Source organism: Olsenella porci (assembly GCF_009695875.1).
In the GTDB taxonomy this organism is placed as follows: domain Bacteria; phylum Actinomycetota; class Coriobacteriia; order Coriobacteriales; family Atopobiaceae; genus Olsenella_H; species Olsenella_H porci.
On the sequence record NZ_VUNC01000006.1, the window covers coordinates 34,510 to 57,634 of the forward strand.

Annotated in this window: 19 protein-coding genes; 7 read left to right on the forward strand and 12 right to left on the reverse strand. The window is 65.4% G+C overall.

The window, feature by feature from the left end; genetic code table 11:
• Positions 1–25: 25 nt before the first annotated feature.
• Together FYJ68_RS07805 and FYJ68_RS07810 are read right to left on the reverse strand one after the other, a co-directional pair.
• Positions 26–1,105, reverse strand: coding sequence for a 6-phosphofructokinase (locus FYJ68_RS07805; protein WP_154435657.1), 1,080 nt, complete (start codon positions 1,103–1,105; stop codon positions 26–28).
• A 1,007-nt stretch (positions 1,106–2,112) separates the two neighbouring features.
• Positions 2,113–3,621, reverse strand: a complete 1,509-nt coding sequence (locus FYJ68_RS07810) for an alpha-amylase (RefSeq protein ID WP_154435658.1) — start codon at positions 3,619–3,621, stop codon at positions 2,113–2,115.
• A 252-nt stretch (positions 3,622–3,873) separates the two neighbouring features.
• On the opposite strand from FYJ68_RS07810, the gene cysK reads away from it, so the two are divergent.
• From cysK to FYJ68_RS07825, 3 genes are all read left to right on the forward strand, one after another.
• The gene (gene cysK, locus FYJ68_RS07815; protein ID WP_154435659.1) at positions 3,874–4,785 is read left to right on the forward strand and encodes a cysteine synthase A; all 912 of its coding nucleotides are present in this window, start codon (positions 3,874–3,876) and stop codon (positions 4,783–4,785) included.
• 9 nt (positions 4,786–4,794) lie between these two features.
• Positions 4,795–5,463: a serine O-acetyltransferase gene (gene cysE / locus FYJ68_RS07820; protein WP_229772134.1), complete on the forward strand. Its 669-nt coding sequence runs from the start codon at positions 4,795–4,797 to the stop codon at positions 5,461–5,463.
• A gap of 477 nt (positions 5,464–5,940) precedes the next feature.
• Positions 5,941–6,975 (forward strand): CPBP family intramembrane glutamic endopeptidase, encoded by a 1,035-nt coding sequence (locus FYJ68_RS07825; protein WP_154435660.1) that lies wholly within the window; start codon positions 5,941–5,943, stop codon positions 6,973–6,975.
• A 99-nt stretch (positions 6,976–7,074) separates the two neighbouring features.
• On the opposite strand, the gene FYJ68_RS07830 is transcribed toward FYJ68_RS07825, so the two are convergent.
• The gene (locus FYJ68_RS07830) at positions 7,075–8,109 is read right to left on the reverse strand and encodes a glycosyltransferase family 2 protein (RefSeq protein WP_154435661.1); all 1,035 of its coding nucleotides are present in this window, start codon (positions 8,107–8,109) and stop codon (positions 7,075–7,077) included.
• A 233-nt stretch (positions 8,110–8,342) separates the two neighbouring features.
• On the opposite strand from FYJ68_RS07830, the gene FYJ68_RS07835 reads away from it, so the two are divergent.
• Positions 8,343–9,119, forward strand: coding sequence for a radical SAM protein (locus FYJ68_RS07835; RefSeq protein WP_154435662.1), 777 nt, complete (start codon positions 8,343–8,345; stop codon positions 9,117–9,119).
• Positions 9,120–9,215: 96 nt separating this feature from the next.
• Positions 9,216–9,638: a hypothetical protein gene (locus FYJ68_RS07840; RefSeq protein ID WP_154435663.1), complete on the forward strand. Its 423-nt coding sequence runs from the start codon at positions 9,216–9,218 to the stop codon at positions 9,636–9,638.
• On the opposite strand, the gene FYJ68_RS07845 is transcribed toward FYJ68_RS07840, so the two are convergent.
• From FYJ68_RS07845 to FYJ68_RS07855, 3 genes are all read right to left on the reverse strand, one after another.
• Entirely contained in the window at positions 9,635–11,056 is a 1,422-nt protein-coding gene (locus FYJ68_RS07845; RefSeq protein ID WP_195837765.1) for a L,D-transpeptidase family protein, read from the reverse strand. The genes FYJ68_RS07840 and FYJ68_RS07845 overlap by 4 nt on opposite strands.
• A gap of 140 nt (positions 11,057–11,196) precedes the next feature.
• Complete coding sequence (locus FYJ68_RS07850; protein WP_195837766.1) at positions 11,197–12,555, reverse strand: glycosyltransferase; 1,359 nt, start codon at positions 12,553–12,555, stop codon at positions 11,197–11,199.
• A gap of 815 nt (positions 12,556–13,370) precedes the next feature.
• Positions 13,371–14,504 carry a hypothetical protein gene (locus tag FYJ68_RS07855; protein WP_154435666.1) on the reverse strand — a complete coding sequence of 378 codons (1,134 nt, stop codon included), beginning with the start codon at positions 14,502–14,504 and terminating at the stop codon, positions 13,371–13,373.
• Positions 14,505–14,818: 314 nt separating this feature from the next.
• Here FYJ68_RS07855 and fba point away from each other — a divergent pair, with 314 nt between their 5' ends.
• Positions 14,819–15,691: a class II fructose-1,6-bisphosphate aldolase gene (gene fba, locus FYJ68_RS07860; protein WP_154435667.1), complete on the forward strand. Its 873-nt coding sequence runs from the start codon at positions 14,819–14,821 to the stop codon at positions 15,689–15,691.
• 173 nt (positions 15,692–15,864) lie between these two features.
• Positions 15,865–17,109 carry a C40 family peptidase gene (locus FYJ68_RS07865; RefSeq protein ID WP_154435668.1) on the forward strand — a complete coding sequence of 415 codons (1,245 nt, stop codon included), beginning with the start codon at positions 15,865–15,867 and terminating at the stop codon, positions 17,107–17,109.
• An 89-nt stretch (positions 17,110–17,198) separates the two neighbouring features.
• On the opposite strand, the gene FYJ68_RS07870 is transcribed toward FYJ68_RS07865, so the two are convergent.
• The 6 genes from FYJ68_RS07870 to sufC all read right to left on the reverse strand — a co-directional run bounded on the left by FYJ68_RS07870 (position 17,199) and on the right by sufC (position 22,906).
• Complete coding sequence (locus FYJ68_RS07870; protein ID WP_154435669.1) at positions 17,199–17,684, reverse strand: RrF2 family transcriptional regulator; 486 nt, start codon at positions 17,682–17,684, stop codon at positions 17,199–17,201.
• Between the two features lie 68 nt (positions 17,685–17,752).
• Positions 17,753–18,250 carry a Fe-S cluster assembly sulfur transfer protein SufU gene (gene sufU / locus FYJ68_RS07875; RefSeq protein WP_154435670.1) on the reverse strand — a complete coding sequence of 166 codons (498 nt, stop codon included), beginning with the start codon at positions 18,248–18,250 and terminating at the stop codon, positions 17,753–17,755.
• A complete protein-coding gene (locus FYJ68_RS07880; RefSeq protein ID WP_154435671.1) occupies positions 18,240–19,502 on the reverse strand; it encodes an aminotransferase class V-fold PLP-dependent enzyme in 1,263 nt (420 codons plus the stop codon). Before FYJ68_RS07880 ends, sufU begins: the two co-directional genes overlap by 11 nt.
• Complete coding sequence (locus FYJ68_RS07885) at positions 19,502–20,668, reverse strand: SufD family Fe-S cluster assembly protein (RefSeq protein WP_154435672.1); 1,167 nt, start codon at positions 20,666–20,668, stop codon at positions 19,502–19,504. Before FYJ68_RS07885 ends, FYJ68_RS07880 begins: the two co-directional genes overlap by 1 nt.
• Positions 20,668–22,086 (reverse strand): Fe-S cluster assembly protein SufB, encoded by a 1,419-nt coding sequence (gene sufB / locus FYJ68_RS07890; RefSeq protein ID WP_326832287.1) that lies wholly within the window; start codon positions 22,084–22,086, stop codon positions 20,668–20,670. The genes FYJ68_RS07885 and sufB overlap by 1 nt, the downstream gene beginning before the upstream one ends.
• Positions 22,087–22,126: 40 nt before the next feature.
• A complete protein-coding gene (gene sufC, locus FYJ68_RS07895; RefSeq protein WP_154435673.1) occupies positions 22,127–22,906 on the reverse strand; it encodes a Fe-S cluster assembly ATPase SufC in 780 nt (259 codons plus the stop codon).
• Between the last annotated feature and the right edge of the window lie 219 nt (positions 22,907–23,125).

Sequence of the window (23,125 nt, forward strand, 5' to 3'; positions counted from 1 at the left end):
TCTCTCCCTGTTGTGACGTCACGCGCTACTTGTCGCCGAAGCTGATCCCTAGCTGGCGCGCCTCGCGCACCAGGTCGCTGTTGGTGTCGACGTACTTGAGCTTGCCGGCGACCTCCTGGAGGGGTACCAGGGTCATGGCGCCGCCAACCTGCGCGACCATCACGCCAAATGTGCCCTTGAGGCAGGCCATCGCGGCCTCGACCCCGCACTGCGTGGCGAAGATGCGGTCCTGGGCGTCGGGGATGCCGCCGCGCTGCGTGTGGCCCGGAATGCCCACGCGGACCTCGCGCCCGGTCGCCGCGGCGATCTGGTCGGCGATGTCATAGGCGACCGACGGGCTGGTGCGTGCGGCCACGCGCGCCTTGTACTCCTTCTTGGGGAGGGCCGCCTCCTCCTTGCTGATGGCACCCTCGGCCACCGCGACGATGGCAAAGCGGCCGCCGTCCTTCTCGCGCTTCTCGATGGCCTTCACCACGTTGCCCATCTCGTACGGGATCTCGGGGATCAGGATGACGTCGGCGCCACCGGCGACGCCTGCGTAGAGCGGGATCCAGCCCACCTTGTGCCCCATGATCTCGACTACGAAGACGCGGCCGTGCGAGCTCGCCGTGGTCTTTATCTCGTCCAGGTACCTGGTCGCGACGTCGATGGCGCTCGTGAAGCCAAAGGTGAGGTCGGTGCCATAGGTGTCGTTGTCGATGGTCTTGGGGAGGGCGATCACGTTGAGGCCCTCCTGGGCAAGGCGGTTCGCGGTCTTGGTGGAGCCGTTGCCACCCAGCATGAACAGGCAGTCCAGCTGCAGCTTTGCGTAGTTCTTCTTCATGGCGGCGACCTTGTCGACGCCATCGGCCTCGGGGATGTCCAGGCGCTTGAAGGGGGTGCGGCTGGTCCCCAGGATGGTCCCGCCCTGGGTCAGGATGCCCGAGAAGTCCGCCCACGCCATGGTGCGGTACCTCCCGTAGATGAGCCCCTGGTAGCCGTCCTCAAAGCCGTACACCTTCACCGGCTCCTTGGACTTGTTCATGATGGTCTTGACGATTGCGCGCATCGTGGCGTTGAGGGCCTGGCAGTCCCCGCCGCTCGTGAGCAGCCCGATCCTGAGCATGGTTCTTCCTCTCCGCAGGTAACCACCTGACGTGATGATTCTCTCACAGTTGGCTTGCCGCAAGCTTGCACTTGGCTGCCCTGACCGTCGGATGACGCGCGGCTTACGGGAGCACTGGGGATAGAAGCGATACACACCGCTCGCAACCCCATCCGTCGGCATTGCGGGGGGATTGGACCAATTGGGCCCACGAAATGATCGGCCAGCGGGCGTTTCCGCACTGGCGTCGCGCATGGGGGTGTCGTCGTCCGAGGGGCGGACGGCGCCCCGGGTGGGATGCGGGACGCACGGGTTTGGAAAAGAAGTCAAAGAATGCGATGCCTGCCCTCCGTACCTGGAGGACCGTGCTGAGCAGCTCGGTTGGACCATGATGGCTGGGCTCTCCCCATGCGTGCGGGTGCGCCGGGCTCGGAGGGGCGGCATCCGTGTGGGCTCGGGAAGCTTTGGGCGTGAAACGGCTATCCCACCATGAGGTCGGGGAGAGCCGGGCGTCATCGGGTGGGTACTCCGGTGTGATGCTTAGCCCTGCCGGTACTCGAACGGGTTGTGCGTCCTTGGTGCTTAACCTGGCCGGGGGCTGCATGGATTTCGGAGCAACATGCTTAACTTTCCCAGGGCTTGCATGGGTCCAATCGCCCGAAATCCGCGCGGGCACCGGGAATTCTAAGCACTCTGCCATCAAGGGCGGAATCCGTCTGGATAACGTCTTTCCCCGCAAACCGCGGTGGGTTCGCGACCACTCTCAGCTACCTCGCCTCTACCGTACCAGTGCGTCACGCCAGCGCCCGAGACCCGCATCCCCGCCCATTCTCTGACCTCTTTTGCATGGGCAACGGGTTCGTTGGACGCAACGATCTGTGGTTTCGCGGCTGGAGAGTCGCTGCCTCCTCGCATGCATTACTCCAGGAGAGTCGCGCTGCCATCGGAGCGAGCGCAAGCCATGGCGGCGCGAATCTCTCCTCCCATGTCCGCAAGGGAACCGTCAGGCGACCGTCGACGCGACGCCGTCAGCCCTCGCTTCCCTGTGGCCTCACGAGGATGGGGATGTTGTCCAGCTTGTCGGCAGCCGCCTGGGGGAGGTACAGCGTCAGGAGGGCTCCGCCGGTAGGAAAGTCGGCACACCCGTCGTCGCCGATCGTGACGGTACCGTCACAGCCAAGGACGCAACGCCACGTCTCGCCCGCGTGTCCCTCTCCCACGCACATGCGCTTTGCCGCATCGCCCCTGCGGGTGGAGAGCAGCACGGCGGCACCCGAGGAACCGTGGCGTGCCGTGCCCTCGCGGGTCCAGCCAACAAGGTCGCGCTCGTCGAACCAGTCGCGCTGCGCGCCATAGGCGAAGCGCCTGCGCACCTCCATGAGGAGCTCCAGCTCGGGGACGGCGGGGATGCCATCGTTGGGGAGGCCGAAGAGGTCGCTCATGAACACGCAGGGGTAGCCCTCCTCGCGCAGCAGGATCAGAGCGTAGGCGAGGGGCTTGAACCACGGCTGCACGGTCGACTCCAGCGCCTGGTCGGGTTGCGTGTCGTGGTTGTCCACGAACGTCACCGCGTGGACGGGGTCGGCTCCAACCAGGCTGCCGTCCAGGATGTGCGCCAGGTCGATGTCGTCGCCTGCGGTGGAGGCGCGGTAGAAGTTGAAGTGCAGGGGGACGTCGAACAGGCTCATCGCGCGCTCGTCGCCCAGGTAGGCCAACAGCTCGCCCAGGTCGGCGGACCAGTACTCGCCCACGCAGAACAGCTCCCGTCCCGTCGCCCGGCGCATGCTGCCCAGCCAGTCAAGGTAGAAGGAGCGGCTCATGTGCTTTACCGCGTCCAGGCGTACCCCGTCGACCCCGGTGAGCGAGAGGTACCACTTGCCCCACTTGTCGAGCTGGTGCCTCACCCGCTCGTCCCCCAGGTCGACGTCGGCCCCCATCAGGTAGTCGAAGTTGCCCATCTCGTGGCTCACGTCGCCAGCCCAGTCCTTGCCCAGCAGGCGGAACACGCCCGTCTCCTGCGTCGCCTCGTCGTAGTCGACGCCCGTGAAGCAGGTGCTGTCCCACTTGAAGTCGTCGAGCCTGCCGGCGCGACCGGGGAAGACGAAGCGCGTATAGGCCTCTATCTGCCTGGGCTCGCCCACCGGCTGGTTGCGGTCGTCCTGGCTCACCTGCTGGGCCATGACCTTCTGTGCGCCGTCCGCCCCCATGCGGTGGTTGAGCACGATGTCGGCCAGGACGTCGATGCCCTCGGCCTGGATCGCCTTGATGGCGGAGAGGTACTCCCTCCTCAGCCCGTACTTGGTGCGGACGGTGCCCTTCTGGTCAAACTCGCCCAGGTCCCACAGGTCGTAGACCCCGTATCCAACGTCCTCCGTGCCAGCCTGGCCCTTGTATGCCGGCGGCATCCACACCGAGGTGAATCCCTCCTCGCGAAGGCGGGGTGCCATCTGTGCCAGGCGGCGCCAGTGCTGACCGTCTGACGGGAGGTACCAGGAGAATGCCTGGAGCATGAGACCGTTCTTCGTGTTGATGGCCATGGCGACCTCCTCGTCCGTCCCCTCGTGCGTGCGTTGGCAAAAAGCCCAGAGGGGATGATACCCAAGGGCGAGAGGTGCCCTTCACCCCCCCTCCGGGTCGCCACATTCCGGAGGGTGCCGCATTTTCCAAAAACCTACTTGCAAGGTAGGAATACTAGTGGCACCCTACTAGTGGCGAGCCGAGCGACGGCATGCGTGCCGCACGACCAACTCGCATCCAGTGAAGAGCGTCACAGTCTAGGAGGCACCACCATGCAGGTTGCAAACCGCGTCGAGTCCTTGATTGGTACAACGCCACTCGTGAACCTCTCCGCCCTCGTGGGCGGGAAGGCCACCATCTACGGAAAGTACGAGGCCACCAACCCCGGCGGGTCCATCAAGGACCGCATCGCCAAGGCGATGATCGACGCCGCCGAGGCCGATGGCTCCCTCCAGGCGGGCGGCACCATCATCGAGCCCACCAGCGGTAACACGGGCGTCGGCCTTGCCATGCTCGCCGCCGCGCGCGGGTATCACATGATCCTGGTCATGCCCGAGACCATGTCGGTCGAGCGTCGCAAGCTCGCCGCGTCCTATGGCGCCAAGATCGTCCTCACCCCCGGAAAGGAGGGCATGAAGGGTGCGGTCGCCAAGGCCGACGAGCTCAAGGCCCAGACGCCCGGCTCCATCGTCGCCGGCCAGTTCGTGAACCCCGCCAACCCCAAGGCCCACTATGAGACCACCGGCCCCGAGGTCTGGAAGGACACCGAGGGCGCCGTCGACGCCATCGTCGCGGGTGTAGGCACCGGCGGAACCATCTCCGGCACCGCCAAGTACCTCAAGGAGAAGAAGCCCTCCGTCAAGGGCATCGCGGTCGAGCCGGCTGAGTCCGCCGTCCTCGAGGGCAAGCCCGCTGGCGCGCACCGCATCCAGGGCATTGGCGCGGGCTTCGTCCCCAAGACCTTCGACCGCTCCGTGGTCGACGAGATTGTGCCCGTTACCTCCGATGACGCCATCGAGACCAAGAAGCGCCTCGCATCCGAGTTCGGCCTTCTCGTGGGCATTTCCTCCGGCGCTGCCGTCGCCGCAGCCGTCGAGCTCGCCCAGCGCGACGAGTACGCGGGGAAGGTCATCGTCGCCGTTCTCCCCGACACCGGCGAGCGTTACCTCTCCATGGACCTGTAGGGAGCGGGAATGTCTCAGGCGGATTCTTTGAGCCGCTCCGAGCATATGACAGACCAGGGGTCGCGCGAGAGGCGCGGCTCCTGGCTCTCGCATATGCGCGAGGACGTGGCAGCTATGAGGAGGAGGGACCCCAGCGCCACCTCGGACGCCAACGTGGTCCTCTTCTCCACCGGGCTCCATGCGATTTGGGCGTACCGTCGCCAGCATTGGCTGTGGGAGCACGGCGCAAAGGGGCTTGCACAGTTTCTCTCTCGCAGGTCCCGCCGTCGCTATGGGATCGAGATCCATCCTGCCGCCACCATCGGGCGCCGCTTCTCCATCGACCACGGCATGGGAATCGTGATTGGCGGGACGGCGATCATCGGCGATGACTGCATGCTGTACCAGGGCGTCACGCTGGGGATGACCGGGCATCACGGTGGCAAGCGCCATCCCACGCTCGGCAACAACGTTATGGTGGGTGCCAACGCCACCATCCTGGGCGACATCCACCTGGGCGACAACGTTAAGGTTGGTGCCGGCGCCGTCGTGGTGAAGGACGTCCCCGCAAACGTAACGGTCGCCGGCGTCCCCGCAACGATCGTGAAGGAGCATCGCTGCTGGGAGGCGGCCCGCCTCACGCTCGTGAAGCCGGAGGACCTGGACAACGAGAACGTGCGCTGGTCCTGCGCCCTGTAGCCGTCGGATGACGGGATGGAGAAATGACGTGGTTCGTCTCGCCTGATTAGGGATCCCGACGAGGGGAATACAAGAGTACGTGCACAGGGCAGGTCCCCAGAGCCGCGGGTGTTTCCCTCGGCGGGGTCCGGTAGCCCGAAAAAGTGGGGGCTCCGTGGTTTTGTCCGGGGCCCTCGTCCATATGAAAAGACCCTCGTGTTCCCGCGCCGTCTTGCTCCGCGCGGGTATTCCCTGTTGCGGTCATCGCAGGCGAGGGGGTTCCCGTCAGCGGTTTCTACGGGCCCCCTTTGAACGGGGGAGGAGCCTGTCCCCGGGCCGCTGCGGGTTTGCTGGCACGAGGCTTGCGCCTTGGGCCATTCCAAGTCGGGTCTCGCCTATCATCGTTTGAAGAGGCACCCGGGGCGTGCGTGACGCGTGGGTGCCACCGGCGACGTCGATGGGGGAGAGGGGCGTGTCCCTCTCGCTTGGGAGGCCTGCATGGACGAGAGGGAGTTGGCCAGGAAGCCGCGCGGGACAGCGAGGATGCTCCTTGCGCTTCTCGCCCTTGTCGTGGCCTTTATTGGCGAGGCGATCCTTGGGTACGCCTTCTACGACCTGGGGCTGGACGAGAACCTCGCGTTCACCTTGGGAGGGGCAATCTCCTCCGTTGTCCTGGTGTGCGCGCTGGGTGGGCGGCGGCTCCTGCGCCCCACGCGCCGCGGGATGGGCGGCATCTTCCGCCTAGGGTGGTGGCTCCTCGTGGTGAGCGCGTTCCTGGGAGGCATGGACCTGTACTCGTTTTTGCAGGACTCGTCGCAGCTCTCGCCGCACTGGGTGGCAAACGTCGCCAACCTGGCGCTGCTCTGCCTCTGCATCGGCATCGAGGAGGAGTGTATGTTCCGCGCCCTCCTGCTGGGCGGACTGCAGGCGCGCCTTGGGGGGAGGCGCGGCGGCCTCGTTGTCGCCTGCGTCTTGAGCTCGCTTCTGTTTGGCTGCGCGCACATCTCGTTTGGCGACGTGGCCTGGGGGGACCCGCTGCAGTCCGGCCAGGCGGTGCTCAAGATCGCCCAGACCGGCACCTATGGGTTCGTGCTCGCCGTCGCGGTCGTGCGCGACGAGTCCATCAGTGGGGCGGCCCTCTTCCACGGGCTCGACGACTTCCTGGTGATGTTTGTGGCGAACGGCCTCCTGGGCGAGGCGAATACCACCAACTACGTGTCGAGCGGCTCGGATGCCGCCTACACCCTGTTCTTCTACGGGCTGGTGACGATTCTCTACCTGCCCGTCGTCTGGCGTGCCGCCCGCGAGCTGGCGCACGTGGGCCTTCCGTGCCGTGGTTCCTTCTATCGTGCGGGCAACCGAGCGAACGGCCCCGCCGCCCCCGTTCCTCCCCAGGGCATGGACCTGGGGGCGCAGGTCCCGCGGCATCTCTCGTCTGGCGAGGCGCCCGTGGCAACGTGGTCGGGAGACGCCTCCCGCCTTCAGGCCGAGACGTCCGCAAACAGTGACGACTGGGTCGACTGGCAGGAGTGAGCGCCGTGACGCGGTAGCGGCCGTCGCAAGACGAAGGCGCCCCGCACGCCAGCGAAGGCGGACGGGGCGCCGTGCGATCGGGTCTCTCCCCCGAAGGCGCTAGTTGAACTTGAAGATCTTGGCGACCGTTCGGTAGATGGCGACCGTTGCGAGCTTGCCGCCCCTGCCGGGGAGGTTCGTTGCCAAGCCGCAGATGCCCAGGCGTGCACGTCTCCACATGCGACGGTCGTAGTCGTGGAGCTCGGCCCACAGGTCGCCGAGCTCGTCCATGGCGTCGGGGTGGTCGCTGAGCTCGCTGAAAACCGAGCAGATGGCCATCATCAGCACGAAGTAGTTGACCATGTAGGCGCGCAGCGCGTAGCTGTCGATGTCATCGTACAGGTGGTAGGCGTGCATCATGATGCGCGTGATGCGAACCTGCTGGTCAATGCGCCCCGCCATGACCTTCTCGTTCACGCTCTGGTCCTCGCGGCCGATGAAGTAGTGGTACAGGTCCACGTCCAGGTAGTAGATGGCCTTGCAGCGGGGGAGAGGGACGTAGGCATAGATGTTGTCCACATAGAACGTGTGGGCGGGCATGGGCACGCCGCCGTCGCGCAGGACGTCCGTGCGGTAGCAGAGCGAATGCATGAGCAGGTTCTGCGACATCATGAAGTGCCCCATGTCGTTCCAACGGAAGGTCCTGCCCACGGGGAGGGCGTGGCGATAGTTGACCGCGTGCCGCTTGCCCTCGAGGGTATGGTCGTAGATGTAGTTGGTGACCACGAGGTCCACGCGCTCGCCCAGGCGGTCGAACTCGCGGAGCTTGTCCATCAGCTTGGGCAGGGCCTCGTCGTCAAGCCAGTCGTCCGAGTCCACCACCTTGAAGTAGGTTCCCTCGGCAACGGAGAGGCCCTTGAGCACCGCGATGCCGTGGCCCCCGTTCTCCTGGTGCACCGCCTTCACGATGTCCGGGTACCTCTGCTCCCACTCGTCTGCCTTGGCGGGGGTGTCGTCCTTCTGGGATCCGTCGTCCACGATTACGACCTGCACGTCCTTGGCGTACGAGGTCCCCTCGAGGATCGACTGTATGCAGTGGTCCATGTACTCCGCCGAGTTGTAGCAGGGGATGGCGAAGGTGATGACCTTCTTCATTGTGTGCGGCCTCCTGGTCGTGTTGCCGGCGCATTGCGCCGCGCTTGCGAAACCATTATGGCACGTGTTGGCGGTTGCGCAGGTATCGCGTCCGTCGCCGCGCGACAGTCTGCGCCAGCCTTCCGCGAGCCACGCCGCCTGGTTTGGGTCCGCCGCGTTTCTCCCCTGCCCACACGCCGCGAGCTGCGAGAGAATGGGCATACATGCCAAACGCGATGCGGGGGAGAGGGAGCATGTCGACGTTTCTGCATTCCAGCCTGGTGTATGGGCCGGTCCATAGCAGGAGGCTCGGGGTCTCGCTGGGGGTCAACCTCAACCCAACGGAAGGCAAGCACTGCAGCTTTGACTGCGTGTACTGCGAGAACGGGACCAACTCCCAGAGGCGGACAAGTGCGCCCTTCCCGTCGGGGGAGAGGATCGTTGCCGCGCTTGGGCAGAAGCTGCGCCAGATGGCGGCAGAGGGCGTCTCGCCCGACGTGGTCACGCTTGCGGGCAACGGGGAGCCCACCCTCAACCCAGACTTCCCCGAGGTGGTGAACGGGGCGCTTCGGCTGCGAGACGAGCTGTGCCCCACGGCAAAGGTCGCCGTGCTCTCCAACGCCACCCGCGCGGGCGATCCCCGCGTGCATGCGGCCCTCCTGCGCGTGGACGACAACATCCTCAAGCTCGACACCGTGGACCCCGACGCCATCCGTCGCATCGACCGTCCCGTGGGTCCCTACGACGTTGACCAGGTTGTCTCGACGCTCGCGTCGTTTGACGGCCACGTGATTGTGCAGACCATCTTCCTTGGGGGAGAGGTCGACGGGCGGCCCATCGACAACACGGGCGAGAGGTACGTGGCGCCTTGGCTGCGGGCCCTCGAGCGTATAGCGCCGCAGGCCGTCACCGTCTACACCATCGCGCGCGAGACCCCGTACCCGGGGCTTCGCAAGGCGTCTCGTGCCACGCTTGATGGCATATGCCAGAGGGTGCGCGCCCTCGGAATCCCCTGCAGCGCTTCCTACTAGCTCCCCTATCCGTTGGCTGTGTCGTTGGGTGGCATTTGTTTGCCGCCGTCCACCGATGGGGAGAATGCCAACATGCACAGGCTGAGAGGGGTTGCCATGAACAAGAGCGACGCGCGAGAGCTTGACGAGGCCATAGCTGCCGGGGAGGATGCGCTGGCAAGCCTCGAGGAGGCGCGGAAGACCCTCAAGAGCGCCAGCAACTGGGGCCTGGCGGACATCTTTGGCGGTGGCTTCATCACCACTGCGATTAAGCACTCCCGCATCGACGACGCCCGTGACCAGATTGAGCAGGCGCGCCGCGACCTCGTTCGCTTCTCCAGCGAGCTCAAGGACGTGCGCAACCTTAACCTGCCCGACATCGAAATAGACGGGTTTCTCTCGCTTGCCGACTACCTGTTTGACGGGGCGGTTGCGGACGTGCTGGTCCAGTCGCGCATCCAGGACGCGCTTGACCAGGTCAACGTTGCCAAGGCGCGCGTTGAGGAGATCGTGGCGACGCTGAAGGAGCAGTGCCGCTAGGTGTGCACGATGACCTTGTCGCCCACCTTTACGAGCGAGTAGAGCTCCGCCGCGCTCTGGCTCGGCAGGTTGATGCAGCCGTGGCTGCCGTTCCACTGGTAAATGGTCCCGCCAAAGGAGCTGCGCCACGGGGCGTCGTGCAGTCCCACGGAGTTGCCCTGGAACGGCATCCAGTAGCTGACCTTGCTCCTGTAATCAGGCTCGCCGTCCTTGTCCTCGTCCGCGCCGACGAGGGTCTGGTCGGTCATCTTGTTGTTGATGTGGAAGGTCCCCGTGGGGGTCGCGCGGCCCTCGCTGGTGTCACCCGAGACAAAGTACGAGCGCCAGATGACCGTGCCGTCCGAGTCGTAGAACCGCGCGTACTGGGTGGTCAGGTTAACGTCGATGTGGCGTCCCTGCTCGCGGGCTCCCTCCGACTCCGCCGGGCGCGTCCCCACGAGCGTGCGGGGGATCTCGATGGCATCCGAGCTCGCGTTGCACACGGCGTCGAAGATGCTGCCCGCGAGCGAGTCGCTGTCCAGCGCCCAGTCGTGCTCCTCGTCTGACGACGCGACCTGGTCTGAAAGCTGGTCGCTCACCCAACTGGCAATGGCATCGCGGCTCACGTCGATCTGCGTCCCGTTGCTCACGCTCACCCAGCCCGAGAGCTGGTCGGAGCCCACCGTGGCGAGCGTCTTACCGTCCAGCGAGAGGGGGATCTTGAGGGCGAGAATCTGGTTGGCGCGCTTGAGGGTTTCCTTCAGGGTGGCGTCGTCCTTTCCCAGCGAGGGCTGTGCCAGGACCGAGTCGTCCAGCCTGACGTCGGTGGAAAGGGACGCGACCCCAGAGGCGACGGCCTTCTCAACCGCGTCCGCATCGAGCGCCGTCCCCACGGCCTCGTCGGTCGCGACGAATGCCTTCTGGTCAGAGTTGTACTCGATTCCCGCGTTGGTGGGTTGCGTGGCGCTGGCGTTGTACGTCTCGACCGCCGATGCGACGGCAGCCTTGAGCGCCGTCTCGTCGTAGCTCGTGGCCTCCGTCACGTGGACCTGCGTCTTCTCGAACAGGCCGAGCGGCCAGCGCTCCGGGTGGTTCTGGTCCATCGCCCCGCGGGCGTACGCAGACGCGTCCGCCTTGAGCGAGACGTCCGACGCCTTGAGGGTGAGGGAGAAGCCGTTGGGGCCCTGGGCCTTCTCCTCCCAGCCGGAGATGCCCTGGTTGACCAGCCGCTCGAGTGCAGCCTGGTCCATTCCGGAGACGTCCGTGCCGTTCACGGTTGTTCCGGGGACAAAGTGGGTGGAGAAGAACGCGAAGCCAACTGCGTAGGCTACAACGACGGCTCCGACAACGGCGCAGAGCGCGGCGATGCCGCGCCGCCTGCCCCTCTTCGGTTCCTTCTCGGGCTGCTTGCTGGGGTCCGGGTCAGCGTGCTTTGGCAAGGTGCACCTCACAGGGGTGGGATGGGACATTACGCGCCCCGTTGCCCATCGGCATAGCAAAGGTGAGAGGGCCCGGGTGCGCACAGCTGCAGAGTGTAGCGCATGGGCCGGACACAATGTGTGGCCCTCCGGCCTGTGGCCTACCTGAGGAGCGCCGAGGACGTGGCATCGAAGACCTTTGCCTCAAGCCCCTCGAGGGAGTCCGTCTCGTCCTGGTCCATGTCGCGCGTGCGTGCGGCGTCAAAGTCATCGAGTGCGTCGGAGATAGCCTTGAGGATGCCGCCCGAGTCCGGGGCGAGCGTGGCGCCGGTGACCTTGCGGGGCTTTCCCGTTGGAAGGTATCCGTCGTCCGCGGTGGCGTCGTCCTCCTCGTCGTCGGGCGTGGGGGCGTTTGTGCTCACATAGCCGCGCGAACGCAGCTTTGCCAGGGATGCCGACACCGACATCGGGCTCGACCCCACGTAGTCGGCCATCTCCCTGGTGGAGCCGGCCGTCTCGCAGTACATGAGGTACACCAGCAGGCGCACGTCCTTCACGTCTAGGTCGTACTGCGACGCGACGTTGTCCAGGTAGCGGTCCAGGAGCTTCTGCTCCAGATACAGCCTCCCCAGAGGGTTGGGTCGCATCTGCGGGTCCACGTAGGCCCTCGTGCGCTCCCTCCCCAGCTTGGTCGAACCCGGCCCCGGGAGCACCGCCCCGTCGCCGGCGGAGGTGAGGAAGAAGCGGTAGATGTCGAGCCTGCGACGCTGGTAGTCCCGCTCGTCGTAGATCGCCTGGTAGAACTTCTTGTAGTACTCGATCACCGCGAGCTTCATGCGCACGGTGCCGGGGATGCTCGCGCTCGTTGCGACAAGCGAACCCTCGGTCTTCACGTAGTAATAAAGGGGGACCTGCAGGGGGTAGATGCGCTTGGTGTGCAGCACGTACTCCATGTTGAAGATGAAGTCCTCGCACCAGCTGATGCTGGGGTCCATCCTGATGTGGAACTCCTCCACGATCTGCCTCTTGAATAGCTTGTTCCACACCACCCCGTAGTAGAAGTCGCTCGGGGCCTCCATCATGAGGTCGGCGTACTCCTCGCGCGTGACGGGGCGGTCCACGTCGATGTCGCCCTTGCGGGCGGTGCGGGACCCAACCACGCGATAGAAGTCGCAGATCACCATGTCTGCGTCGTTGTCCTCCATGGCGCGCACCAGGAGCCTCGTGGCATCGGGGGCGATCCAGTCGTCGGCGTCGAGAAACTGCAGGTAGGTTCCCCGCGCGAGGTCCATCGCGGCGTTCCTGGTCTCCGAGACGCCGCTGTTATCGCGGTGTATCGCCCTGACGCGGTGGTCCTCCTCGGCGTACGAGTCGAGGATGGCAGGAGACGAGTCGGAGCTACCGTCGTCCACCAATAGCAGCTCAAAGTCCGTGAAGTCCTGCCTGAGGATGCTGTCGACGCAGCGCCTGAGGGTGCCCTCCGCGTTATAGACCGGGACGATGATGCTGACCTTTGGCATGCCGCCTCCCACGACGTCCGGGGCCATCCCCGGGATGACCAAACCAGTGTAACGCGCGCCCGGGGGTCGGGACGATTCAAGGGCGGGGGAGAGGAGCGTCCGACACCGGCTCGACGGACCCTCCCGCCGGCATCAATCCCGTCTTGACCCAAGACTCCGTCCGCCTGGTCGTCACTTGCGAGTTGGGAGAGAAGGTCAAAGAAGGGGTCAACGAGCAAGGTGCGCTGGGTCCCGGCGCAGCCTTCTCCCGCGTCTCGGCTGGTGGCGCGCCCCGTCGGCGAGGTGTCGGCCCACGCCAGATGCGGCGGGGAAAGGGCGGTAAAGAAGGGGTTGAGGAGCGACGCAACCCGAGAAGGCACGTTCTCTCCCACGCGCGGTGAAGTGCCACCGCTTAACTTTCCCCAGCCCCGCACGAATGGGCTGCTCGTCTGCTTAATCCCACTAGGCCCCGTGCAGGTATTGCCACTGGATGCCTAGCCCCGCTAGCGCTCGTGTCGATTTCTCTGCCAAATGCTTAGTCCCGCTAGCTCCCCATGTGGTCGGGAGTGCTGAAATCCGCACGTGGCCTAGGGGCGTTAAGCACGTGCCCACCAAATTCACGTGGGGCTAGGAGTGCTAAGCATAAAAGTGCCCGACCCATCACGGGGCTGGCCTTCGGAGGACACCTCCCCTTGATGGGCTTCTCCATCCGGGGGAGGGTGACTACTCGCGAAGGCACACCTGCCGAATGGGCACATTGTGGGTCCAAAACCAGGAGAACCCGTCACGGCGGCGATGTCGTGGCGGGCGCTCTTGACTCCATGAGGGGACGAGTCCTAGTTACCGCTCGTAGTGCTTGTGGTGGTGGAAGTGGAACCGGTGCTCCCGGACGTGCCGGAAGACGAGCCGGAGCTGTTCGTTGAGCTACCGTTGCCGTTGTCCGTGGTCGTTGAGCTGGAGTTTCCGGAGCCTGAGTTGTCGGTCGTGGTCGAGGACGAGCCCGAGTTGTCGGTCGAGGACGACCCGGAGTTGCCGCTCGAACCACTGTTGTCGGTCGTGGTCGTTGAGCTGGAGTTTCCGGAGCCTGAGTTGTCGGTCGTGGTCGAGGACGAGCCCGAGTTGTCGGTCGAGGACGACCCGGAGTTGCCGCTCGAGCTGCCGTTGTTGGTGGTCGAGGACCCCGAGCCCTTCTCGTCCTGCTTAGCCTTGGTGTCATCGGGCTTCGAGGGAGCGTCGTTGCCCTGGTCCCCTGTCGCCTGGTCGGTGGCATCCTCGTCGGTGACCGTGGCGGTCTGGGTGGTCGTGGTGCCGATGCCCTTGCCCTGCGTTGCGACCGAGACGATCGCGGCATAGACGAGAACGGCCACGATTGAGACCGCGGCGAGTACGGCGACCGTGCCCCTTGCGACCTTCTTGCTGTGCCGCTTGCTCGCGCGCTCCCTTAGAGACTCGGGGGCGATGGGGGTGCCCGTCTCGGCTACGCCTGCCTGGGAGAGGGGCTGCGTGAGGTCGCGGGTGAGCTCGGTGGCGGCGGGGCGTACGGTGGTGGTGCCGGCATCAGAACGGTCCACCTGGCCGGACATGGGCTGCGTGAGGTCGTCGTCCGAGCTGTTGGCAAGGTTCTTGATCTTCTTGGCGGATGCGGACAGCATGCCCTTGTACACCTGGGTGGCTATTGCGGAGGCTGCTGCCGCGACCCCGACGCCGATGACGGAGCCTGCCATGCCGATCTTCGACGAGAGGGCGAACGACGTTGCGGCGGCAAGGGCGCTGGCGATCACGGCGGACATGGAGAAGTCGCTCAGGATCCCGCCCTTCTCGTCATCCTCGTCCTCGGCTTGATTTGAGGGGGTGCCTGTGGGCGAGACCGGCGTGGCGTTGTTTTGGTAGCTTGGGAAGGCTTGGGTGCGATAGGCGCCGTAGGGATTGTCCCTCGAGGTGTCATCCCCGGTCTGTCGCTCGTTCTGCACTCGCGATCATCTCCCGTCAGTTCAGTCGTTTTCAGATGAGGTACCCCGTGACTATAGCGACGAGATGCTGCGAGGGCGGCATTTCACGAAGACTGGACAAGACCCTCGTTTGGCTGACACGAGGGGCATCCTGTCCGAAGCGGGCGGGGATTCGCGGACAATGTCCAGCAATCGGGGTGCAAACTTTCGAAGTCTTGCATATCCGGGCCCAAATACCAGTTAATTATGGCTGGACGGGACATAATCGGAGCTGGACGCGGTATCATCACCTTGTACGTGCGTTTGCGTTTCCACCAACAAGATGGAGGTACCAGATGCTAGTCAACGCCACTGCAATGCTTCAGAGTGCCGAGAAGGGCCACTACGGAATCGGTGCGTTCAACACCAACAACCTCGAGTGGGCCTCCTCCATCCTCGACGCCGCCGAGGCGCTCCAGTCCCCCGTCATCATCCAGTGCACGAGCGGCGCCGCCAAGTGGCAGATCTCGTTCAAGGTCGTCTCCGACATCGTGCATGACCTCGTCGAGGCCAAGAACATCACCGTCCCCGTTGCCCTGCACCTCGACCACGGCTCCTACGAGGCCGCCTTCGAGTGCATCGAGGCCGGCTTCACCTCCGTCATGTACGACGGCTCGCACGAGCCCGACTTCGAGACCAACCTCAAGCGCACCGCCGAGGTCGTCAAGGCAGCCCACAACAAGGGCATCTCCGTCGAGGCCGAGGTCGGCGGCATCGGTGGCACCGAGGACGGCGTGACCTCCGCCGGCGAGCTCGCCGACCCCGAGCAGTGCGCCGCCATCGCGGACCTGGGCGTCGACTTCCTCGCTTGCGGCATCGGCAACATCCACGGCATCTATCCCGCCGACTGGCAGGGCCTCTCCTTCGAGCGCCTGCAGCAGATCAAGGCCAAGACGGGCGACCTGCCCCTCGTCCTCCACGGCGGCACCGGCATCCCCGTTGACCAGATCCAGAAGGCCATCTCGCTTGGCATCTGCAAGATCAACGTTAACACCGACCTCCAGCTGGTCTTCGCCGAGGCAACTCGCAAGTACATCGAGTCCGGCGCCGACAAGGAGGGCAAGGGCTATGACCCGCGCAAGCTCCTGAAGCCGGGCCGCGAGGCCATCGTCACCCGTACCGAGGAGCTCATCAAGGAGTTTGGCTCCGAGGGCAAGGGCTGGAACTAGATCAGTCACAGTACGTGGCACTTTTCAGGGAGCCGACCGATGGTCGGCTCCCTTTCTTGTTAGCGCCGAGTCGTGCAGTGGTAGCGTAGATTGCGGGAACGCTGCCAACTTGGACTATCCTTGTGAGGTCTGAAGTCAGCGAAGGGCCAAGCGCCCAGACAATGGAGATGCACATGAGACGCAGAACAGTCGCCATTGCCCTCGCTCTGGCGGTAGGGGGGTCGGGCGTTTTCGTCGCTCCGGCCGTTCCGGCCCTCGCGGAGGACACGACGACCTCGTCCAGCTCGACGAGCAGCCTCCAGAGCCAGCTTGACGCGGCGAACGAGAAGCTCGACGAGCTGAGCACCCAGGTTGCGAGTGCCGGCGAGAGCCTGAACGACACCAAGTACCAGCTCCAGCAGACGGAGCAGCAGATCGAGGACACCAAGTCGCAGATCCAGGAGAACGAGCAGAAGCTCTCCGAGGCGCGTGAGACGCTCTCGAAGCGTGTGAGCGCCGACTACAAGGCGGGGAAGACATCGTTCCTCAGCATCATCCTCAACGCCTCCAACTGGGACGACTTTCTCAGCAGGGTCTACTATGCCGACAAGGTCAGCGAGTCGGATGCCGCCGCGATCAAGGAGGTCAACGACCTCCAGAGCTCGCTCGAGGAGAAGAAGGCCTCGCTCGAGAAGGACCAGCAGGAGCAGGAGCAGCTCCAGTCGCAGCAGGAGCAGCAGGTCAGCGACCTCAAGGCAAAGCAGTCCGAGCAGCAGGACTACGTCAACTCGCTGAGTTCCGAGCTGCAGGCGGCCATCAAGAAGCAGCAGGAGGAGGAGATCGCCAAGCAGAAGGCGGAGGCGGCCGCGCAGCAGGCAGCCGCAAAGGCACAGGCAGAGGCGGCCGCCAAGGCGACGTCCAGCTCTTCCAGTTCCAGCTCATCGTCTAACTCAAGCTCGAACTCCAGCTCCAGCTCAAAGTCAAACTCCGGTTCCAAGTCGAACTCCGGCTCCAGCTCTAACTCCGGCTCCAGCTCGGGCTCCAACACCAACGTGAGCGGGGGTGGGGGGCTCACCGCCAGCCAGCGCTCCACGATCATCAGCGCGGCCTACTCCCAGCTCGGCGTCCCCTACGTGTGGGCGGGGTCGACCCCGGGGGTCGGGCTCGACTGCTCCGGCCTCACACAGTACGCCTACGCCTGCGCCGGGATCTCGATCCCCCACAGCGCTGCGGGCCAGTACGGCATGTCGTCGCACAAGAGCAAGTCCGAGTGGCTGCCGGGTGACCTCGTTTTCTGGATTGGCGGCGTCGCCAGCGGGTCTGGCAACCACGTTGCGATCTACCTTGGCAACAACAAGATTATCCATGCCAACGGTACGCTCGTGACCGTCTCCACGCTCAGCAGCAGCTACACCACGGGCGGCACGCCCAACGCATAGCCCGTCCACAACGGTAAGACGAGAAGGGGACCGTCCGGAGTTCGGATGGCCCCCTCTTGTTAGGCGTTATCTGCCGACGGAAAAAGACTTCAGCAGGCGGTGTTTCCGCTCGGCCTTCTCACTCGGCTGTCCTTGGGATGCCAGTCTGTGACCCCCGAGGTCCGCGTCTTGTCGCTCACGATGTCCGCGAGCGTCTTGCTGTCCAGGTACTGCGCGGTGACCTTGCCCAGGTCGCGCCACACCGTCACCGTGGGGCACGAGTCAATGATGGGGCAGATCTCTCCATTGGTGCAGTCCAGGCAGGCAACGGGAGCGAGAGAACCCTCCGCCGCGCGGAGGATCTGGCCCAGGGTGTATTCCTCGGGCTTGCGGGTCAGACGGTAGCCACCCCCCTTGCCACGGCAGCTTTCGACGTACCCCGCCTTGTGCATGAGCGAGATGACCTGCTCAAGGTACTTGCGCGAGATGTTCTGACGCTTCGAGACGTCGCCGAGGGACACCCATCCGTCGTGCGTCGCCAGGTCTGCCATCGCTCGAAGCGCATATTTTCCCTTCGTGGAGAACATGCCAGCCATGCTTGGGCCTCCTTCCGGCGTTCACTCCAGCCCGCTTCCGCGGGCGCCAATGAGGTTGGGGAGAGGTGCTAGTCCCCGCAGTCGCAGTGGTCGTGGGCGGGGATCGAGACCGTCCCGCTCGTCTCGCCCTGCTCGAGCATCTCCTCGAGGGTGCGCCACGCGAGCTCCGCGCACTTCACGCGCGCCGGCATGTGGCTGATGTCCTTGAGCATGGCGGCCTCGTCCAGCTGCTCGATCTTCTCGGGGTCGGTCTCCTCGCCGCGCACCATGCGGCCGAACAGCTTGCAGAGCTCGATGGCCTCCTGGGGGGTCTTGTCCACCATGAGGTCGCTCATCATGTCGGCGGACGCCTGGCTAATGGCACAGCCGTGCCCCTGGTAGGAGGCCTCCTCGATCCTGCCGTCCTCACCAATCCTGACCGAGAAGGTGAGCTCGTCGCCGCACGAGGGGTTCACGCCCTCGTGGGTCATCGTGGGGTCGTCCATAACGTACTTGTAGTCGGGGTGCGAGACGTGGTCCATGAACTGCGCGTTGTAGAGGCTCGCGACACCTGTGCTAGTTGCCATTGAACACCTGCCAAACCGTCTTGAGGCCCTCGACCAGGCGGTCGATGTCCTCCTTGTCGTTGTAGAACGCCACGCTCGCGCGGCAGGTGCTGCTCTGGCCGAGCCAGGCGAGCAGGGGCTGCGCACAGTGGTGGCCGGCGCGGATGCACACCTTGGAGCCGTCGAGGATGCTCGCGACGTCGTGCGGGTGCACGCCTCGCACATTGAACGCGACGGCACCTACGTGGCGCTCGCCCTCCAGGGGACCGATCACGTCGACAAAGTCGAGCGCCGCCAGGCTCTGGGTGAGGTAGGAGGCAAGCAGCCGCTCGCGCCGCTCCACGGTGTCGAGGCCGATGCTCTCGAGGTAGGTGAGGTCGGCGTCGAAGGCGTAGCTGCCTGCCGCGTCCTGGGTGCCCGCCTCGAACTTCTGCGGCACCGGCGCCCACACCGCGTCGGTCTCGGTGACGGAGTCGATCATCTCGCCGCCCGTGAGGAACGGAGGCATGGCGTTCAGGATGTCCGCCTTGCCCCACAGCACGCCGATGCCCATGGGGCCGCCCAGCTTGTGGGCGCTGAACGCGAGGAGGTCGGCGCCCAGGTCGTGGACGTCCACCTTGAGGTGTGGCACGCTCTGCGCACCGTCCACGACCATGTATGCGCCCATTTGGTGGGCCCGGTCGGCGATCTGGCGAATGGGGTTCTCCACTCCCAGCACGTTGGACACCTGGGTCACCGAGACGATCTTTGCGCGAGGGCCGATCTTCTCTTCGATCTCGTCTTGCGTGATGCGGAAGTCGTCATTCGCGCGCAGGTAGACGAGGTGTGCGCCCGTCTGGCGGCAGACCTGCTGCCAGGGGATGAGGTTGCTGTGGTGCTCCATGATTGAGATGACCACCTCGTCCCCGGGCTTGAGGATGCTCGCGCCGAGGGTGCGGGCAACCAGGTTGAGCGACTCGGAGGTGTTGCGCGTGAACACGACCTCGTTGCCCTGGGGGTTGCCCGCCTCGTCGACCGCGCCGATGAAGCTCGCGATGTGGTTGCGGGCGTCCTCGATTGCCTGCGTCGCCTCGACGGAGAGGCTGTAGAGGCCACGGAGCGGGTTGGCGTTCATGGTCTCGTAGAAGCGCCGCTGGGCGTCGAGGACTGCCCTAGGGCGCTGCGAGGTTGCGGCGCTGTCGAGGAACGTGAGGTCGGGGTTGTTGGCGAGTAGCGGGAAGTCCTTCTTGTAGGGGCTTGCCGTGATGGCTGCCAGCTGGGACGAATCGAGCATTACTCCTCCTTGGGATCATCCGCGCTGGCGGGCTCGATGCCCAGGCCGGACGCGAGGTCGTGTGCCATGTCGTCCCCCACGACGTTCGCCGCGCGGTCGAGTGCGGCGGAGAGGGACTGCTGCTCGGGAGCGTGGATCACGGCGTCGTCGAACAGGGCGCGGGCGAACAGCGCCTCCGCCTCGGCGTCCGAGAGGCCCCTGTCGGCGAGGTAGGTCATCTGCTCGGAGCTCACGGAGCCGATGGAGGCGCCGTGGTTGCCCGCGACGTCGTCCTCGTCGCACAGGATGACCGGAAGGGTCCTGTTGACGATGTCGTCGCCGGTCACGAGCACGGTCTCGCGCTCGTTGCCCTTTGAGCCGTGCCCGCCGTGGCGTAGGTCGATCGTCTCGCGCATTGTCTTCTGCCCGGCGTCTGCGAGGATGCCGGACGTCTGGATGTCACAGCGCGTGCGCTCGCCACGCTGGAGCACGGCGTGGTTGACGTCGAGAACCTCGTGGTGCCGCACGATGTAGCGGGAGTCCAGGTCCAGCGTCGCGGCGTCGCCCGCGAGGTCGGCCTCGAAGCCCACGGCCACGCGACCGCCGCCCAGGAGGTACTGGCGGGCGTCGACCCTGGCGCCATCCTCGGCGACGAGGCCGATGCCCTCCAGGTGCTGGCGCTCGTCTCCCATGGCGACGACCTCCACCAGGTGCACGGTCGCGCCCTTCTCGGCATACACGCGCACGAGGTTTGCTGAGGTCGCGGCGGGGGTGGGGGAGAGGGGCGCGTCACCCTCGGCGTCGCCCGAACCGTGGCTCACGAGGACGATGGTCGCCGTGGCGCCGCCCCGGACCATGACGCCGCTGTCGCGCACCTCGCCGGCGTCGGCGTCGCAGGAGAGGACGATGGGCTCCTCCCGAACGGTGCCGCGCGGCACCTCCACGTAGCGGGAGTCGCCCGTGGTGGCCTCGACCCATGACACGGCCTCGGTGCCCACGCCCGCGCCGATGCGGGAGAAGAGCCGTGGGAGCCTCGTTGGGACGGTGCCGGCGCTCGTGGGGACGGGCACCGAGAGGGCTATCTGGTCGATCTTGAGGTAGTTCCAGGTCTGCGCGGGGGGAACGTTGACGTGGGCGAGGGTCATCGCCTTGGTGGTTCCCTCCAGGCAAGTTGAGGTTGAGGCCATTAGCCGATCGCCCCTTCCATCTCGAGCTTGATGAGGTTGTTCATCTCGACGGCGTACTCGAGCGGCAGCTCCTTCGAGACCGGGTTGGCGAAGCCGTTGACCACCATGGTGCGGGCCTCCTCCTCGGAGCACCCGCGGCTCATGAGGTACAGGATCGTGTCGTCCGAGATGCGCCCGATCGTTGCCTCGTGGCCAACGGAGGCGGTGCGGTTGCGCACGTCCATCGCGGGGATGGTGTCCGAGCGGCTGATGTCGTCGAGCATGAGGGACTGGCACGAGACGGTGCAGCGGGCGTTGTCCGCATGGCGCCCCACGACCACGGAGCTGCGGAAGGTGTTGACCCCGCCGTCCTTTGAGATGGACTTGGCGCTCATGGACGCACGGGTGTCTCGCCCGTTGAGGATGACCTTGCACCCGGTGTCAAGGTCCTGGTTTGCGCCGGAGAAGGTGATGCCGGTGTACTCGCACACCGAGCGGTCGCCCTGCAGGATCGTGGTGGGGTAGAGGTACGACACGTGACTGCCGAACGAGCCGGAAACCCACTCCATCGTCGCATCCGCCCCGACCCTCGCGCGCTTGGTGTTGAGGTTGTACATGTTCTTGGACCAGTTCTCGATCGTGGAGTAGCGCAGCCTCGCGCCGTCGCCCACAAAGAGCTCCACCGCGCCGGCGTGGAGGTTGGCCTCGTAGTACTTGGGCGCGGAGCAGCCCTCGATGAAGTGGAGGTTTGCGCCGGGCTCGACCACGATGAGCGTGTGCTCAAACTGTCCCGCGCCGCTCGCGTTGAGGCGGAAGTAGCTCTGGAGCGGGTAGTCGAGCGAGACGCCCTCGGGAACGTACACAAAGGAGCCGCCGGACCACACAGCGTAGTGGAGCGCGGCAAACTTGTGGTCGGTCATGGGAATGAGGGTGCCAAAGTACTTGCGCACCACAGGCTCCCACTGGGGGTCGTGGATGGCGTCCTCGATGGTGGTGTAGACCACCCCCTGCTTGGCGACCTCCTCGCGCATGTTGTGGTAGACGATCTCGGAGTCGTACTGGGCGCCCACGCCCGCGAGCGAGTCGCGCTCCGCCTGCGGGATGCCCAGGCGCTCGAAGGTGTCCTTGATGTCCGCCGGGACGTCGTTCCAGTCGCGCGCCTGCTTGGTCTTGGGCGAGACGTAGGTCGAGATGTCGTCCATGTTGAGGCCGGATGTGTCCGGGCCCCAGTTTGGCGCCATGTCGATGTCGTGGAAGCGCTCGAGCGCCTCGAGGCGCATCTTGAGCATCCAGTCGGGCTCGTCCTTCTTGGCCGAGATGGAGCGCACGATGTCGGGTGTGAGCCCGTCGGCGTAGCGCTCGTAGCCCTCCTCGCTCTTCACGAAGTCGTACAGCGAGCGGTCGACGTCCTGGACCTTCGACCTGCCTCTCTCGTCCACCTCCGGGCGCGCGTTCGTCCTGTCCTTTTCGTCTGCCACCTTATGCCTCGACCTTCTCGCCCTGGCTGGCGGCGAGGCCGTCCTCGTAGGCGCCGAAGCCGTTGCGGTCGATGTCGTCGATCATGGACGCGGGGCCCTCTGCCACGAGGTGACCCCTCACCATCACGTGTGTGCGGTCGACGTTGAGGCGCTCCAGGATGCGCGTGTTGTGCGTGATCATGAGGAGCGCGCCGTCGCAGTCGCGGCGATAGGCCTCGATGCCCTTGCTCACGATGGAGAGGGCGTCGACGTCCAGGCCGGAGTCCGTCTCGTCCAGGATCGCCAGCTTGGGGCGGAGCAGGAGGAGCTGGAGCATCTCCACCTTCTTCTTCTCGCCGCCGGAGAAGCCAACGTTGAGCTCGCGGGTGAGGAACGACTCGTCCATGTCGAGCTCTGCCATGATCTGCCCCACGCGCTGGCGGAACTTGCGTGCGGTGGTCTTGAGCTCGGGCCTCATCTGGCAGATGGTGCGAAGGAAGCTGTACAGAGGCACGCCGGGGACCTCGACTGGCGCCTGGTAGGAGAGGAAGATGCCCGCCAGTGAGCGCCTGTCGGGCGCGAGGTCGGTCACGTCCTGGCCATCGAAGGTGACGGTGCCCGAGCTGACCTTGTAGACCGGGTCGCCCATGATGACGTGGCCGAGCGTGGATTTGCCCGCGCCGTTGGGGCCCATGAGGACGTGGGTCTCGCCCGCGCCCACGGAGAGGTCGATGTCGTGGAGGATGGGCTTGTCCTCGGTTCCCGCCGAGAGCCCCGAAATGGTGAGAAGCTCGCTTGCCATGGTGCCTCTTTCTTGTCTGCGCGGATGCGCTTGCTTAGCGGCGGGGGCCAGGCTCCCGCAACATATCCTACCGACTGGGGGGTATTTTACCCACAGCCGCCATGCCAATCAATGCACTTGGCAGATTTGTGAAGTCATGTGGAAGCCAGGTGAGAGGGCCGTGCGAGCGGCGTCGAAGCGCGTCGTCCGGGTCGCGCGCGTTTTCGGGAGGCTGCGGGT